General features: G+C 30.8%; 20 protein-coding genes. All 20 read right to left on the bottom strand.

Annotated features, from left to right (window positions below; translation table 11 throughout):
* Positions 1-17 precede the first annotated feature (17 nt).
* The 20 genes from P8F83_RS13370 to P8F83_RS13465 all read right to left on the bottom strand — a co-directional run bounded on the left by P8F83_RS13370 (position 18) and on the right by P8F83_RS13465 (position 16,371).
* On the bottom strand, positions 18-911 hold the full coding sequence (locus P8F83_RS13370) for an RluA family pseudouridine synthase (RefSeq protein WP_326511542.1): 894 nt from the start codon (positions 909-911) through the stop codon (positions 18-20).
* Positions 912-929: 18 nt separating this feature from the next.
* Positions 930-2,189, bottom strand: coding sequence for an LCP family protein (locus P8F83_RS13375; protein WP_326511543.1), 1,260 nt, complete (start codon positions 2,187-2,189; stop codon positions 930-932).
* Position 2,190: 1 nt separating this feature from the next.
* Entirely contained in the window at positions 2,191-2,772 is a 582-nt protein-coding gene (yqeK, locus tag P8F83_RS13380) for a bis(5'-nucleosyl)-tetraphosphatase (symmetrical) YqeK (RefSeq protein ID WP_326511544.1), read from the bottom strand.
* 2 nt (positions 2,773-2,774) lie between these two features.
* Positions 2,775-3,386 carry a nicotinate-nucleotide adenylyltransferase gene (gene nadD, locus P8F83_RS13385; RefSeq protein ID WP_326511545.1) on the bottom strand — a complete coding sequence of 204 codons (612 nt, stop codon included), beginning with the start codon at positions 3,384-3,386 and terminating at the stop codon, positions 2,775-2,777.
* Entirely contained in the window at positions 3,386-3,682 is a 297-nt protein-coding gene (yhbY, locus tag P8F83_RS13390; protein WP_073018169.1) for a ribosome assembly RNA-binding protein YhbY, read from the bottom strand. Before yhbY ends, nadD begins: the two co-directional genes overlap by 1 nt.
* Before the next feature lie 17 nt (positions 3,683-3,699).
* A complete protein-coding gene (gene obgE, locus P8F83_RS13395; RefSeq protein ID WP_238902711.1) occupies positions 3,700-5,004 on the bottom strand; it encodes a GTPase ObgE in 1,305 nt (434 codons plus the stop codon).
* Between the two features lie 190 nt (positions 5,005-5,194).
* Positions 5,195-5,494, bottom strand: a complete 300-nt coding sequence (rpmA, locus tag P8F83_RS13400; protein ID WP_021800631.1) for a 50S ribosomal protein L27 — start codon at positions 5,492-5,494, stop codon at positions 5,195-5,197.
* Between the two features lie 4 nt (positions 5,495-5,498).
* Positions 5,499-5,870 carry a ribosomal-processing cysteine protease Prp gene (locus P8F83_RS13405; protein ID WP_021800630.1) on the bottom strand — a complete coding sequence of 124 codons (372 nt, stop codon included), beginning with the start codon at positions 5,868-5,870 and terminating at the stop codon, positions 5,499-5,501.
* A 2-nt stretch (positions 5,871-5,872) separates the two neighbouring features.
* Positions 5,873-6,184, bottom strand: a complete 312-nt coding sequence (rplU, locus tag P8F83_RS13410) for a 50S ribosomal protein L21 (protein WP_021800629.1) — start codon at positions 6,182-6,184, stop codon at positions 5,873-5,875.
* Positions 6,185-6,341: 157 nt separating this feature from the next.
* On the bottom strand, positions 6,342-7,769 hold the full coding sequence (locus P8F83_RS13415) for an Rne/Rng family ribonuclease (RefSeq protein ID WP_326511546.1): 1,428 nt from the start codon (positions 7,767-7,769) through the stop codon (positions 6,342-6,344).
* 107 nt (positions 7,770-7,876) lie between these two features.
* Positions 7,877-8,599: a TIGR03936 family radical SAM-associated protein gene (locus P8F83_RS13420; RefSeq protein WP_326511547.1), complete on the bottom strand. Its 723-nt coding sequence runs from the start codon at positions 8,597-8,599 to the stop codon at positions 7,877-7,879.
* On the bottom strand, positions 8,583-10,436 hold the full coding sequence (locus P8F83_RS13425) for a TIGR03960 family B12-binding radical SAM protein (RefSeq protein ID WP_326511548.1): 1,854 nt from the start codon (positions 10,434-10,436) through the stop codon (positions 8,583-8,585). Before P8F83_RS13425 ends, P8F83_RS13420 begins: the two co-directional genes overlap by 17 nt.
* A 117-nt stretch (positions 10,437-10,553) precedes the next feature.
* Positions 10,554-11,408 (bottom strand): site-2 protease family protein, encoded by an 855-nt coding sequence (locus P8F83_RS13430; RefSeq protein ID WP_326511549.1) that lies wholly within the window; start codon positions 11,406-11,408, stop codon positions 10,554-10,556.
* A 20-nt stretch (positions 11,409-11,428) separates the two neighbouring features.
* Positions 11,429-12,163 carry a M23 family metallopeptidase gene (locus P8F83_RS13435; protein WP_326511550.1) on the bottom strand — a complete coding sequence of 245 codons (735 nt, stop codon included), beginning with the start codon at positions 12,161-12,163 and terminating at the stop codon, positions 11,429-11,431.
* A 115-nt stretch (positions 12,164-12,278) separates the two neighbouring features.
* Complete coding sequence (mgsA, locus tag P8F83_RS13440; RefSeq protein ID WP_073018154.1) at positions 12,279-12,644, bottom strand: methylglyoxal synthase; 366 nt, start codon at positions 12,642-12,644, stop codon at positions 12,279-12,281.
* Between the two features lie 21 nt (positions 12,645-12,665).
* Positions 12,666-13,796: a rod shape-determining protein RodA gene (gene rodA, locus P8F83_RS13445; protein ID WP_073018151.1), complete on the bottom strand. Its 1,131-nt coding sequence runs from the start codon at positions 13,794-13,796 to the stop codon at positions 12,666-12,668.
* A gap of 149 nt (positions 13,797-13,945) precedes the next feature.
* Positions 13,946-14,215, bottom strand: a complete 270-nt coding sequence (gene minE, locus P8F83_RS13450) for a cell division topological specificity factor MinE (protein WP_073018149.1) — start codon at positions 14,213-14,215, stop codon at positions 13,946-13,948.
* Positions 14,216-14,229: 14 nt separating this feature from the next.
* Positions 14,230-15,027, bottom strand: coding sequence for a septum site-determining protein MinD (gene minD, locus P8F83_RS13455; protein WP_073018147.1), 798 nt, complete (start codon positions 15,025-15,027; stop codon positions 14,230-14,232).
* 20 nt (positions 15,028-15,047) lie between these two features.
* The gene (gene minC / locus P8F83_RS13460) at positions 15,048-15,686 is read right to left on the bottom strand and encodes a septum site-determining protein MinC (protein WP_021800620.1); all 639 of its coding nucleotides are present in this window, start codon (positions 15,684-15,686) and stop codon (positions 15,048-15,050) included.
* 148 nt (positions 15,687-15,834) lie between these two features.
* Entirely contained in the window at positions 15,835-16,371 is a 537-nt protein-coding gene (locus P8F83_RS13465) for a hypothetical protein (protein ID WP_326511551.1), read from the bottom strand.
* Positions 16,372-16,433: the final 62 nt, after the last annotated feature.

Raw genomic sequence — 16,433 nt, forward strand, 5'->3', positions numbered from 1 at the left:
GCAAAAAAGCAAATGCTCTATTTTTTAATTTTTTCTATAAGTTCTTTCATATCCTCAGGCATTTCTGCTCTTAGACTTAATTTCTCTCTTGTTCTTGGACTATAAAAATCTAATCCATATGCATGAAGAGCCTGCCTTGGTATTAATTCATCTTCCTCTTCTCCATACAGAAAATCTCCATAAATAGGGTTTTCTAAATAGCTTAGGTGAACTCTTATCTGATGAGTCCTTCCTGTTTCTAAAAGACATTCTACTAGGTCAGCATTTTCATATCTCTCCAAAACCTTATAGTGAGTTATGCTCTCCTGCCCTCTAGGGTCTACAACTCTCTTTATTACATCATCACTTTCTCTATAAATAGGTTTATTTATGGTACCTTCTCTTTCTTTTAAGTTACCATGAACTAAAGCTAAATATCTTTTTTGGAAATGCTCTTCTCTCATCTCTTTAGAGAGCTGCATGTGTGCAAATTGATTTTTAGCAATAATTATAAGCCCCGATGTATTCATATCTAGTCTACTTACAAGTCTAACAATAGAATTTTGTCCCGTTTCTTTAAAGTAATACATAACTCCATTAGATAAGGTCCCATTAAAATGACTTTTAGTAGGATGCACCACCATATATGGCTTTTTATTGATTACTATTATATCTTCATCTTCATATACAATATCTAGATCCATTTTTTCTGGTTCTATGTTTTGGCTCTCCTCTTTATCTAATATAACCACTATATGTTCACCTTCTGATACCATATAGTTCATTTTTACCGCTTTTTTATTTACTAATATTCGTTTATCTAAAGCAGCCCCTCTTATTAGCCTTGTTGATAAACCTAAATCTTCTTTTAAATATTCTCTAATTTTTCGTTTATCATACTCAGCTGGTACTGTCTTTTGTATCTTACTCATTTTTGCTCCTTAATAAATCTATTCTTTATAGTCGCTTCCTATTAATATTATTGCATCATATCCTTGCGGATTATCATCTAAAGCTTGAATGGTTCCAGTTCCTAAATCCTCTACTATAAGCTTTCCCATTTCCTTATTATTAGTTTTTATAATTGTTTTGCTTCTTTCTTGAGTATTACCTGTGTCTATAGCACTGTAACCTTTTGTTTTCAAACTTTCTGACATCCTTGATGCTAATCCTGTAATTCTAGTTCCATTTAAGATATTTATCCTTAAGTTTTTCTTCTTTATAGTGCCAGTACTAGCCTCTGATCCACTTAGTAATCCAAGGGTTTCAATATTCATATTTCTATTGTATACCACATAGGAGGCTCCCCCTATAGTTTTAAGATCTCCTTGTAAAGTAGCCGTAGTTACGTTGCTTTTATCTAAATCTTTAAGCCCTAAACCATAAGAGATAATCTTACTTGGTGACATATTAGTTTTAACATAGGCAGGCAACACATCTAGTATTCCTTTTATGTTTGTAATTATAGCTGGTGATGTACATTTTTCTATAAGTTTATTTATGAACTTATGCTGATTTTCTATTCTATCTAAGTCTCCATTTGCAAAACCTGTTCCATCGTTGTTTTTTCTCCATCTAAAGAATTCTTCTGCCTTTTTTCCATCTAAAAGAACAGTTTCCCCTTTATTGAATCTAATATGAAGATCTTGAGCATCGTCATCATAATACATATTTCTTTCAATATCCATTTCAACTCCGCCAACAGCATCTACCAGAGCCCTAAATCCTTCATAATCTATTTTTACAATATAGTTAATATCTGCTTCTATAAGTTTTTCTACCTGGCTTTGTATGAGTTTTTCTCCTCCTATAGCGTAAGCAGCATTTATCTTATTATTTTTGTTATTAACCTTTATTAACATATCTCTAGGAATTGAAATAAGACTAGCTGAATTATTTTTAGGTTCATAATGAAGCACCATGATGGTATCTGTTCTCTTTATGCTTTCATTATCCTTTTGATTAACATCTCCTATATCTAATCCAAGCACAAGTATATTAACAGGTTCTTTTGCTTTTACTTCATTCGGAGCTACTGAAACCCCATCTGTACTAAATTTCCCAAAGAAATTATAAAAGTAAATAACAGTAAAAACAATTGCTGCTATTATTGCAGTCAATACACCGCTCATAATCATCAATCGTCTTTTTCTTTGTTTTTCGTAGTAGGCTTTTTTCTTTTTGTTTCTATATTCTTCACCGTTATCCATACTATTCTAAGTCCCCCTTACCATTAATGATAAGATAATTCCTAGCCTCTATAGTATTAGGATGAATAAGTCCACCTTGTTTTAATATATAATTTATGGTATTATTTAATCCCACTATCACACCTTTATCCAAGTCTTCAAAAGTTAATTTTCTTAACTCTTCAACGCCAGGATAAACCCTATTAGGCTCTATATAATCAGCTATATATATTATCTTTTCTAATAGCGTCATATTTTTTTTACCTGTTGTATGATAAGCAGCTGCACTTAAAACCTCTTCATCCTCAATGCCCATTATATTTCTACCTATAATCGCTGCAACTTTTCCATGTAAAAGCTGAGGTGTTTTTTCTTCTATATCATCTATTTGCTCAAAATTCTCCTCTAGCATCTTCTTCATAGAATTAATGTGCATATTTTTAGCACTATCATGAATTAAAGCTGCAAGTTCTGCTTTTTCTTCTTCAACACCATTTATTTTTGCTAATGCTTTGGCTGTCTTAACTACACCTAGTGTGTGTTCATATCTACTCTCTTTTAAATTCTCTCTAAGATATTGTAGTATCTCTTCATTACTCCACATAATTATCTCTCCTTATATAATCCCATATATCCAATATACTCCCTTACCTCTTCTGTTAATACTTCATCAGGTACAGGCAACCCCTTTTCTATTTCTTCTCTTATTTGAGAAGACGATATATTTAATTCTAATAAGTCCAAATATATAATCTCATGATTGTATTTTTCTTCAACTTTATTTTTCTCTTCCAATAACTTCTCTTTAGGAAAACCTGGTCTACCAAACACCACTAAGGTAGCATTATCCAATATTCCCTGTACATTTCTCCAGTTATTTAGCTGAAGTAAACTATCCGCTCCAGCTATGAAGTAAAACTTACAATCTTTATTTACTTCATTTAAATGTTTTAATGTAAGATAAGTATAACTTAATCCACCCTTGCTTATTTCGTAATCACTTACATCAAAATAAGGATAACCTTCTGTAATAAGCTTAACCATTTTATATCTTATATTTTCATCTGTAATCTGTTTATGAGTTTTGTGAGGAGGACTTCCGGCAGGCATAAAAATAATTTTATCTAGCTTTAATCTTTTGTAGGCTTGTTCTGCGATATATATATGGCCATTATGAGGAGGATCAAAAGTCCCCCCCAATATACCAATTTTCTTCATTATTTTGTCTTTAACTCTATCTTAGGTTTTTTAGTACTTTGTTTGTAAAGTACCAATTTACTGCCTATAGCCTGAACGCCTTCACATCCTACTTTTTCACATATTATGTCAGAGGCTTCTCTTGTCTCTAATCCTGAGTTTTCAAGTACTTTTATCTTTATTAACTCTCTTGCTTCTAAGGCATCTTCAACCTGTTTTATAAAGGTTTCTTCTATACCATTTTTACCTATTTGGAATATAGGATCTATATTATTTGCAAGAGATCTCAAATAAGCTCTTTGCTTACTAGTTATCATAAAATCATCCCTTCTTATTACATTAAGTATTCAAATTCAAAGTCATTAAGTCTAACGAAATCTCCATCCTCTATTCCCATTTCTCTAAGTTCATCTAAAATTCCTTTATTTTTCAGAACTTTATGGAAATATCTTAACGAGTCTGCATCATTAACATTAACAGCAGTTAATAGTCTATCTACGAAGCTACCTTCTATTACATAGACATTTACCTTGTTACCATCTTCGTTTTCTTCGCCTTCTTCAACTCTAATCTCATAAGTAAATCTTCTTTCCTCTTGTACATACATGTCTTCTTTAGAGATTTCAAGTTCCATAACTGGAATACTTTGAAGCATTCTTGCAGCTTCTTTTATAACTTCTTCTACTCCAGTATTAGTAGCAGCTGACATTTTAAATACTTTATCATATCCCATTTCATTTAGTTTTTGTTTAAACTGCGTATATACTTCTTCATCGTATAACATATCTGCTTTGTTTGCCACAACGATTTGAGGTCTATCCCAAAGTTTTATAGAATACTTTTTAAGTTCTTCATTTATCTTTAGGAAGTCTTCCATAGGATCTCTTCCTTCAACTCCTGATATGTCTACTACATGTATAAGTAGTCTTGTTCTTTCTATGTGTCTTAAGAATTTTATTCCTAGGCCTACACCTTCTGAAGCTCCTTCAATTATACCTGGTATATCTGCCATAACAAATGGTTCTATTCCAGGTACACTAACTACACCTAAATTAGGTTTTAAAGTTGTGAAATGATAGTTAGCTATCTTTGGTCTAGCTTTAGAAACTATTGAAAGCAATGTTGATTTTCCTACATTAGGGAACCCTAATAAACCTACATCAGCTAAAAGTTTAAGCTCTAATAATACCCATCTTTCTTCACCTGGCATTCCAGGTTCTGCAAAGTTAGGCGCCTGTCTTGTAGGTGTTGCAAATTTAGCATTACCTTTTCCACCTTTTCCTCCCCTACAGATTTTATAAGAATCTCCAGGATGAGAAAGGTCTACCATAATTTTATTAGTTTCTACGTCTCTAATAATAGTTCCCATTGGAACCTTAATTATTAAATCCTCTCCATCTTTTCCATAACATTTAGAACCCGAACCATTAACGCCTCTTTCAGCTATAAACTTTCTACTATATTTAAAGTCTAAAAGAGTAGTCATATTGGTATCTACTACAAATGTTATGTCTCCGCCGTCTCCACCATCTCCTCCATCTGGTCCACCTAAAGGAACATACTTTTCTCTTCTAAAAGATATAGAACCATTTCCACCGTCGCCAGATTTTAGAAAAACTTTGGCTGTATCTATAAACATATAATCACCTTACCTTATTTTCTATATATATTATTAACAGGTATTTTTTTATTAATCTCTTAAATATTACAACATGGAAATTTATTTTGCAAATACATAAGAGTTACAATTAACTTATTTTTTTCTTAAGCTACTTTTGTAATAAATTTAAAAAAGCACCCTAACTTAGGGTGCTTTGCTACTGAGTAAATTATTCAGCTATCTCTTCAACCTGTACTGGGTAAACAGAAACTTTTTTCTTATCTTTACCCACTCTTTCGAATTTAACAAGTCCATCAGCTTTTGCAAAAAGAGTATCATCTTTACCTCTTCCAACATTTGTACCTGGATGGATTTTAGTTCCTCTTTGTCTAACTATGATGTTTCCAGCTAAAACAAATTGACCATCTGCTGATTTAACTCCTAATCTTTTAGATTCAGAATCTCTACCGTTCTTAGAGCTACCTACTCCTTTTTTATGAGCAAACAATTGAAGGTTCATTATTAACATGGTGTTACACCTCCTCTTTTAAAAGAAATATATATTTATCACGTTTATTTTTTCCAAAACTTTGTTCTAAGGATATCATTATACTTTCTAAGCTAAGTTCAAAGGTTTTTAAAAGCACTTGTGCCTTTAATAATTCCTCTTTCTCTATATCACTTAAATCTAAGCTTATGTATCCATCATAGATTTCATAACTACAATTTATTTTTAATACACTCTCTAGGCCTATAAGTAAACTTTGAGAAAGTACAGATACAGAATTACATACCATATCGTAAGCTTCACCTATTATAACAGCTTCAGCATCTCTAACAGCATGACCTTTTATATCAACTGCAATTATATTATCATCTTGAAATTTAATTACTACTTTAATCATAATTAAGCTTCGATCTTTTCAACTTGGATCTTAGTGTAAGGTTGTCTGTGTCCAGCTTTTCTTCTGTAGTCTTTCTTTGGTTTATACTTGAAAACTACAACTTTCTTTGCTTTTCCTTGAGCTAATACTTTAGCTACAACCTTTGCACCTTCAACCACTGGTTTACCAACTTTAACTTCACCGTTGTTAGATACAACTAAGATTTCGTTAAATTCAACTGTTGAGTCAACTTCAGCATTCAATTTTTCAACGAATAGAACGTCTCCTTCTTGAACTCTGTATTGTTTTCCCCCTGTAGTTAATACTGCGTACATTAAAAACACCTCCTCATTACGGTCTCGCCATTTTAGGTACAAAGATTTAACTTTGTTTTAATTAAAAACCTGTTATGTGCGGTTACTATGAAATTCTATCATATAGCTTATGCTTTGTAAAGAAAAGTTTTCATAATATTGGACATTTAATCTTATATTATAGGGTAATTAAATATTTTTCTACATTCTCTATCTGATTTTTAAATAAAAGAGGCTCAACTTTGAAGTATTCAACTTCATCTACATAGTTTATGTAGATGTTGCAATCTAATGCTTCAATTTTAGTTAAAAACTTAAATAAATCTTCTTTTATTAAAGATTCATATTGAGAGTTTATTTGTATATAAAAATCACTAATAGAGTTCTCTCCATTAAACTTTATTATATCATTTCTTATTAATATACTTACATAAGAAAGTGCTAGTCTTTCTCCCATACCATTACAAGTTAGACACTTCTCTTCAATCATGTCAAATATACTTCTGCCACTTCTTTTTCTAGAAATTTGAACTAAATTAAGTTCCGTAAACGGAAATACTTGAGTTCTATTTTTATCACTCTCAAGTTCACTTCTTAAAATATCTAAAATTTCTTTTTTAGACTCTTCGCTTGTTATATCTATAAAGTCTATAAGGATTATACCAGCAAGATTTCTTACTCTTATCTGCCTTGCAATTTCTTTTGCTGCTTCCTTATTAGTTTCTTCTCCAGTTTTTTCACGATTTTTGCCCTTAGTGTTTTTTCCAGAGTTTACATCTATAACATGCATAGCTTCTGTCTTATCTATAACTATATATCCACCACAGTTAAGACTCACTTTATTATGCCTTAAAGAAAGTATTTCCCTCTCTATTCCATAGAAATCAAATAGAGTTCTTTTTTGATTATATAGTTCAACCTGAATATCTTGTTTTTCCTCTAGATACTTCAAAACAACTTTATAATCTTCCTCTTTATTTACATATATCTTCTTAGTTTTTTTATCCATCTTATCTCTTAAGATTTTATGTAATAATGGATTATCTCCATATAGTTTTTGAGGATTTTTATGGTACTTAGCTTTTTGTTTTATTGTTTTATATTCTTCGTATAGTTCATCTAATTCATTTATTATACTCTCTATTTCACAATAAGCCCCACTTGTTCTTATTGTTATTGCTGCATCTTCAAAGGATTTTATATTCTTAAGCAATTCAGCTTTTCTATTTTCATCTTCTATTCTTTTAGAAATATTTATCCCTTTTCCTTTAGAGTTTATAACTGAATATTTCCCAGGCAATGAAAAATCCATAATAACCTTTGGCCCTTTATCTCCAATAGCTTCCTTTATTACTTCAACTACTATTTCATCCCCTTGCTTAAGTCTCACTTCTTTACTTAAGCTCATAAAAGCATTTTTCTCATACCCTATATCTACAAACGCACATTTAATAGCAGGAACTATACTCTTAACTATCCCTTTGTAAATTTCTCCTGGTAATGGTTCTTTGGTTTCTTCTTCTACAAAACACTCAGTTAACTCACTGTTTTCTTTAATAGCTATTCTTAATATGTCTTCGCTTCTTTCTATAAATATTGCCCTCATTTTTTTACACCTTCTATACTATTTTATCTGATATCTAGTCACTGTAATAGGCCCACAAGCTAACAGTGACACGATCCTAGATTAGTTCAACTACGATTCAGCTAGGATTAAACGCCACCTGAATCAAGTTTCACTTTATATAAAGGTAGCAACTTACCATCAATTTCAGCGTACATCTCTTCTCTGTTAATATCTACAAAAGCTTCATTATTAACATTTGGAGTATTTTCTTTTATATAGTTAACAAATGCCTCTGTATTAAGATGTTCTCTACTACCACAACTTATCCTTGTATTTAATACTAAATAATCATCTTTAACCCAATATTTTATATCTTTTATAAAAGGTCTTATATTAACACTTTTTTCTTCACCTTTTTTATTCTTTTTAGTTATAATCCATTCATCTTTTCCTAAAAGGTCTTTAAACTCTTCCTCTGCTGATTTTATATCAGTGTACTTGATCTTTATAGTGTAAACTGCTTGATCAACCATAGCCATAGATTGTGGAACCTTTTTAGTGTTTGGTATAATTTCTATTCCTTTAGCTTCTAAAAATCTTACTCCAACTAAAGTATTTTGATTTAATCTTTCGATAATTTCTTTTTCATCCATAGGATTTTTTAAAACCAAGTCCATATATTCCCCAACAGAACTTATTCCAACAGATAAAGGCTGAGCTATAGATAAAGCCATATGAGGATGGAAACCCTTAGAGTATTCAACATCTAATTCACTTCTTAAAATTACTCTTTGAATAGATCTCATTAAATCTAAATGAGATATGAACTTTATATTTCCTTCTTTTGTGAATTTAATTAGATATCGCACCTGCAAAACACTTCCCTTCCTTAAAGTTTACATTTATTCCACAACCAGTACATCCAAGTCTACAGTTTTGAGTTAAACTTGCTGTTTTAGCTCTTTCATTTTCTTTTTCAATATACTCTCTATTTACTCCAATGTCTATGAAGTCCCAAGGAAGAATTTCATCATAACCTCTTTCTCTATATACATAGAAGTCTCCATCAACTCCACATTCTTCGAATGCTTCCATCCATGTATCAAAGTTGAAATACTCTGACCATCCATCAAACTTAGCACCCTTTTCATAAGCCTTTATTAGAACATCACACATTCTTCTATCACCTCTTGCAAAAACACCTTCCATGTAAGAAGTTTTTTGATGATGATAGTTATAAACTATGCTTTTAGCTTTTATAGAATCTCTTACTGCACTGATCTTTTCACTAACATTCTCCATTCTATCCATAGGAGCCCATTGGAAAGGAGTAAATGGTTTAGGTACAAATATTGATGTACTTACTGTAACCCTAAGACCTTTATTTCTTATATGTCTTGGTACCATGAAATACTGGGCAGATATTTTCTCCGCTAAGTCTCCTATACCTTTAACATCTTCAATTTCTTCATAAGGTAATCCTATCATGAAGTAAAGTTTTATAGTACTCCAACCAGCCTCAAAAGCAGACCTTGAGGCTTCTAATATTCTATCTTCAGTAAGTCCTTTATTTATAACATCTCTCATTCTTTGAGAACCAGCTTCAGGCGCAAAGGTTAGACCTGTCTTTCTTACCTTTTGAATTTCTTTAATTAAATCCACAGAAAAAGCATCTACTCTAATTGATGGTAATGCTAAACTAACATTGTTATCTAAATGCTCACTCATTAAATCTTCAACTAGTGCTTGAATATCTGAATAATCACATGTACTTAAAGAAGATAAGGATATCTCTCTATATCCTGTTGCCTTAAGCATTTCTCTAGCTTGCTTTAAAAGAGTCTCTCTACTTTTTTCTCTAATAGGTCTATAAATCATACCAGCTTGACAGAATCTACAACCATTAGTACATCCTCTAAATAATTCTAAGACTATTCTATCATGAACTATCTCAGTGTAAGGAACTATTATATTAGTAGGAAATTCAACTTTATCAAAGTCAGGAACTATCCTCTTTTGAATCTTCTTAGGAACATCATCATATTTAGGTTTAAATTCTTTAATAGTACCATCTTCCTTATAGCTAACCTCATATAAAGATGGTACATATATACCTCTTATTTTAGATATTTCTCTTAAGAACTCTTTCTTCTTTCCTTTACCTTTATACTTTTTGTAAACTTCAATAACATCATTCATCATCTCTTCGCCTTCGCCAAGTTCAATGAAATCTACGATATCCCATAAAGGCTCTGGATTATATCCACAGGATCCCCCTGCCATAACTATAGGTTCATCCTCACCTCTCTCAGAAGCTCTTATAGTTATACCTCCAAGGTTTAGCATATTTAATATATTTGTATAACTCATCTCATATTGAAGTGTAAAACCAACTATATCAAAATCCTTAAGGGGATCTTTAGTTTCTAATGTATATAAAGGAATATCATTTTCTCTCATAAGCCCTTCCATATCTGGCCATGGTGCAAATGCTCTTTCACAATATGTATCTTTTCTCTCATTAATTGTGTGGTAAAGAATTCTTGAACCTAAATGAGACATTCCTACTTCGTAAACATCTGGAAAACAAAATGCAAATCTTATGTCAACTTCATTTTTATCTTTAACTACTTGATTTAGTTCACCACCTATATATCTAGCTGGTTTTTCAACTCTAAATAAAATATCATCAGTAATTCTATTCATCAATTTACCTCCTGAGTTCATCTAAAAATTGGGAATGTGTAATTATTAAATCCACATCCCCAATATACTATTCTTCATTACTTTGTTATTCTACCACAATTTATATTTTTGCACTACCTAAGTATGTTCCTTTATTTCTAAATATTCCTCTAATGTTATATTTCCATATAGCTTCAAAGCCTCCATAAGCTCATCTTCATATAATATTTCAAGGAGCCTCATACTCTCATCCAAAACATAAAAACTATGAAACTTATTTTTATCTATCATTCTAAGCAGGTTGATTAACCCTAGTTTATAACAAACAGATATGCTTCTATTTTCTATATACTTTTGCTTATTAAACTTACTTTTCTTTTTAATCACATCTCCCATTAAAATATACATTATCCTTCCATTTTCCTTATATGCCGAGTAAATCACAAGAAAGCTAATCATTAAAAATGTTAAATTGACTTTATGTAATAGGAGCAGACTATAAAGAAAAAGTATTCCAAATCCAGTTCCTATAACAAAACTGCTATAAACTATCAGTTTAGTTGCAGCTCTATATGTTAGTTTCCTTGATAAAATAATATTAAAAATTCTACCGCCATCTAAAGGGAACACCGGTAAAAGATTCAATAAGCACAAAGTTATATTAATAGTAAATAAATCTTTATACATATTTACTCCCTGCTTATTAAATAACATCAAAAATATAAGCGATAGAATCAAGTTAAATATAGGACCTGCAAAATAAACCCCTAGTTGTTTTTCATCTGAAAATTCCTCTAATTTTTCTATCTCTATAAAAAAACCTAATGGATGTATAAGTAAATACTTAATGTCCATACCAAAAATCAGAGCAACTAAACCATGAGATAATTCATGAAAAAAAATACATAAAAAAGCTACTAAAAGTTCATATTGCAGGCTAATACAAAAAAGAATAAGTACTTCGGATATAAACATTAAACCCTTTCTGCTCATTCTTCCCCCTAAATAAATTGCTAATCCATGTTCATGTAATCTTCAATATTTCGTCCTTCTCCCATATACTTTAATTGAAATAGAAATGAAGAACTTACCTTGCCAATCATTTCTCCCTTGGCTACATCTTGATCTTCTTTTAAAACTAATTCAGCTAAACCTCCATATACTGTCTCTATTCCACTTCCATTATCTATTATCATATACTTTCCTAAGGTCTCATCCTCTCCAACCTTTTTAACCTTACCATCATATACTGAATTAACATCAGTTGCTTCCGAAACGCTAACTGAGTATATCTTTTGCTTTTCATCGTAGACCTTATATTCTCCTAATAATGGTTTAATAAAATTTTCTTTACTTCTTTTTTTAATGCTATCTCCAGCACCTAATTTTTCTTTTATATCATCTACATATACCTCAGCACTGCTTTTGATGCTAGATAAATCCATAGTCTTAGCGTAATTTATAGTGTCCTCTACACTATATCCTTTATTAACTATATCTTTAGCCATAGCATATGCCGTTGTTGTCTCAGGCGTTTTAATCATTTTAAACATAAATATTAACATGAATAAAATAAAAGTACCCGCCAGTTCTTGTATTACCCTTTTAATTATGATATCTCCAACATTTTTATTTTGAGTTCCAGTTACATTTCCTACAGAATAATCTCTCCTGTAGCTATCTGGACCTCTTTTTTTGCCCATTATTTTTGCATAATAGCTCTCATATTCAGAGTTATAACTTCCCATTCATAAAACCTCCAATACTCTCCTTTCTATTAAAGTCTACTCTAAATATATATTTAGTTTTTTAAATTCCTAGAACAAAAATAAAGAACCAGCTAAGGGCTGATTCTTTATTACACTATTTAATATATTTTATTAATATTTCTGCGGTACCTATATTAGTAGCTATTGGCACCTCATGAACATCACATATTCTAATTAAAGCAGTTACATCTGGTTCATGTGGCTGAGAAGTTAGTGGATCTCTTAGAAAAATAACCAAATCCATTTCCCCTTGAGCTATCTTTCCACCTATTTGCTGATCTCCTCCCAATGGTCCAGATAAAAATCTTTCTATAACTAAGCCAGTAGCCTCCATTATCTTAAGTCCTGTTGTTCCTGTTGCATATAAATTATGACCATTAGCTAATACATGCTGATGTTTTTTTGCAAAGTTTATAATATCTATTTTCTTATTATCATGAGCAATTAAAGCTATATTCATATTTCCCATTCCCCTTTATTTTTAAAAGTTTATTTTCTTTTTTCTCATCCCTATATTTAAAACAAGTCCTATAGACATCATGGTAGTTAATAGTGAACTACCTCCAGAACTTACAAGTGGTAAAGTAATTCCTGTTATTGGCATAAGTCCTATTGTCATACCTATATTTTGTAGTATAGCAAACAAGAAATAAGATGCAAAACCTACGCATATCATTTTTCCCAATATATCCTTACTTGTCCTAGATATTACAAGCATTCTGTAAATTATTATCCCATATAAGGTTAATAGAAATATAGCTCCTAGAGTTCCCCAGTGTTCTCCAACTACAGCAAATATAAAGTCTGTCTGTTTTTCTGGAACATTCTGAGCCACATATCCAGTAGTAGCATTAATGTTTAAATCTGCACCAGTACCAAATAAACCTCCTGAACCTATCCCTATCATAGACTGAGTAAGCTGAAGTCCTGTGTTAAGTTCATCTGCTTCTGGATTTAAGAAGCTAGTAAGTCTAGCTTTTTGATATGTATGAATAAGTCCTGAATTCCATACTATTACAATTGCAACTACTAGTGATAATAATCCTCCACCTATTATTCTCATATCTAAACCAGCTATAAAAAACATTCCTAAAACGCTAAAGAAACAAACCATAGTCATTCCCATATCTGGTTGTTTCACTATGAATAATACTGGAACAATTATATAAGCTGCTAGTATAAAGAAGTTCTTAACATCATTAATCTTTCCATCCATATCTTCAAGCTTTTTGGCCACTAATATTATAATAGCTATCTTGGCTAGTTCTGAAGGTTGCATAGAAAATCCACCTATTCTTATCCAACCAGTAGCTCCATTTATAGTCTTTCCTAAAAAAGGAGTAACTGCTAAAAGCAATGTTGATAATATGTAAAAGATTAAGGCATAATTTTTGAGCATTATATAATCTATAAGTAACATAAAATAAATTACTACTATAGAAAGTCCTAAAAATAACAATTGTTTTTTAAAGGAATTTAAAGTTTCCGGTGAACCTTTTGTTGCTAAATATATATTGAGGCAGCCAAAAAGAACTGTCATAATTGATGCAAGCAAAAGTGTGAAATCCAATTCCTTTAGGATTTTTAAATCCAATTTTAATTTTCCAAGCATTAGCACGCCTCCATTTTATCATTTCTATCCTATTATAACTCATATTATAATTTTTCACCATAAAGCTTACTATTAATTCATTAAGTTTTAAGAAAAAGTTATCTTTTTGTAAAGAAAAAAGTCGTACATAAACATGTACAACTTTTCATTTATCTAACCTTAACATTTTTTATTGGAATATTTGCAACTAAAGCTGGAGATATACCTTCCTCAACTTCTGCTTTTGTTACAGCAAACTCCATATTAGAAGAATCTATATCTACATATTTTGATATTGCTTCTAATATATCTTCTTTAATTCTTTCCATAAGTTCAGGGTCTATTTCCCCTCTGTCATGTATAAGTATTAGTCTCAATCTATCCTTTGCCACGTCTTTCGGTGTAGGTTTATTATTAAAAAACTTGTTCAGTAATTCCATTTCTACTCCGCCCCCTATTTACGTTTAAATAATTTCTTTAAAGAACCAAAAAATCCGCCGCCATCAGTGTTTAAATCCATTAAAGGTACTTCTTCTCCAAGAAGTCTTCTTGCAATATTTCTAAACGCTTGTCCAGACATTGCTTTTTCATCTAATACTATAGGTTCTCCTTTATTTGTAGAAACAGTTATAGATTTATCATCTGGAACTACCCCTAAAAGCTTTATTGATAAAGTTTCTATAATATCAGAGATATCAAGCATGTCTCCATTTTGGGTCATCTCATAATTTAATCTATTTACTATAACTACGTGATCTTCTAAACCTTTTGAATCTAATTTTCCTATAACTCTATCTGCATCTCTTACAGAAGTAATTTCTGGATTAACTACTACTACTGCTTTGTCAGCACCAACTATAGCATTTTCAAATCCTTGCTCTATACCTGCTGGACAATCTATAATTACAAAATCGAACTCTTCTTTTAATTCATTAACTAAACTAAGCATTTGATTAGGTTTTATGTCATTTTTATCCTTGGTTTGAGCTGTAGGTAATAAACATAGATTAGGGAATCTTTTATCCTTAATAAGTGCTTGTTTTGTCCTACATCTTTTCTCTATTACATCAATTATCGTATAAACTATTCTATTTTCTAATCCCATTAAAACATCAAGATTTCTAAGTCCAGTGTCACCATCTACAACTACTACTTTTTTACCTAAAGCTGCAAGGGCTGTACCTATATTAGCTGTGGTAGTTGTTTTTCCTACTCCACCTTTACCTGACGTTATAACTATTGACTCTCCCATTCTAAAATCCCTCCACTATGTTATTTATATGCGAATTTATTAGGTAAATAGGGTTCTACCATTATAACCCCATCTTTAATCTTAGCTACTTCTGGATATCTAGGCTTATCATCACCTTCAGGTGATATGGTAATTATGTCTCCTATCTGAAGAAGCTCTGGTTCCAAAGAAAACGCAGCTATTATAGCTTTTGTGTTTCCATTTATCCCAGCATGTACTTGGCCTCTTATTCTTCCAAGTACAATAATATTTCCCCAGGCATAAACCTCTGATCCTGAATTAATATCTCCAACTATAACAATGTTGCCATTATAATCTACTCTTTGGCCCCCTCTTATAGTTTTTCGTATGAACTTGGTTCTTCCTTCATATATTCCTGAAAAAATCTTTATATCTTTTTCATCAATATCTTTAAATATGCATTCTTTTATACCAACTTCATCAAAAAGAGAATGCTTTAACAATCTAACTTCTCTTTCATCTATGTATTTAAGTTCAGTCTTAATAGTTATTGTTGCACCTTTATAAAATTTTTTCCCCTTATTTAATCTTTCCAAAAAAACTTCAAGCATATCTTGAAAATCCTTAAAGGCAGTAAATTTAATTATAGCCACTAAGCCTTCTCTATTACCTTTAATAACAATTCTATCATCAAGCATATGTAACCTCTCAAACTAGGATTTAACTTATTATTATATTCTCTTAAATTTAATTATAATACACAACAATTAAATTAACAATTAATAGTTAAATAGTTTTGTATCCATTTGTCCTAACATTCGAACATTCGGACATTTAATGAAATTATCATTTTATGTTTGTAATCTTATAACCAATAAGCCCTCTAATGCTACTTATTATAAAATATATATCTGCAATTAAAATTATATAATAAGGTAGGCCTATCTTCTTCCATATATATGAACTACTTAAATTAACATTTCTCTCTATTAACTCCCACTTAGATACACTAAAATATAAAATATTTTCGTCATTTAATTTATTAGTAAATTCTCCATAAATCTTAATTTTGCTAAATATTGGATTACCATTTTTATACTCACTTAGTTCATTCCAAGGAACATTGCCATATAGAATTAAGGCATTGTCTTTAATGTTATCTAATCTCTGCTCTTGTATATAAGCTTCTAACTTCTCTTTACCTTCTTCTATATATACCAATTCATCCCATGACTTATTTACTTCCAAGCTTGCATATCCATCTATCTCTCTACTTTTTTCCTTTGTATACTTTATTGTTGGGACTTTTATTAACAAAAGTAATATTATCATCAGTACAGTTAGTTTTATTATTTTCACCATCTTACTAGTTTTTTTCATCATATTCTCAACCCTCATTAATATTAACAATTCTTTCTTAACAAATATCCTATATTTTAATTCTA

This window comes from Clostridium intestinale (genome assembly GCF_035905475.1).
GTDB classification, from domain to species: domain Bacteria; phylum Bacillota; class Clostridia; order Clostridiales; family Clostridiaceae; genus Clostridium_T; species Clostridium_T intestinale.